The 300-nt window shown below is 58.0% G+C and carries 1 pseudogene; it reads left to right on the forward strand.

The features are described from left to right. Window positions 1-300 (forward strand): annotated as a pseudogene (locus tag ACIP1X_RS28140) (translation initiation factor IF-2); the annotation flags it as partial.

Below are 300 nucleotides of genomic sequence, written 5' to 3' on the forward strand. Positions count from 1 at the left end.
TCCAGCGACCATCAACCAGGTGCTTGATCAGGAAACTGCTCAACTGGTAGCCGAAGAACTGGGCCACAAAGTGACCCTGGTCAGCGACACCGCCCTGGAAGATTCCCTGGCCGAGTCCCTGAAGTTTGAAGGTGAGTCGTTCTCCCGTGCACCAGTCGTGACCGTAATGGGCCACGTTGACCACGGTAAAACGTCCCTGCTCGACTACATCCGTCGTGCCAAGGTAGCTGCTGGCGAAGCCGGTGGTATCACCCAGCACATCGGTGCATACCACGTTGAAACCGAACGCGGCATGGTCAC

The organism is Pseudomonas sp. NPDC088885 (assembly GCF_044750025.1).
In the GTDB taxonomy this organism is placed as follows: Bacteria; Pseudomonadota; Gammaproteobacteria; order Pseudomonadales; family Pseudomonadaceae; genus Aquipseudomonas; species Aquipseudomonas rustica.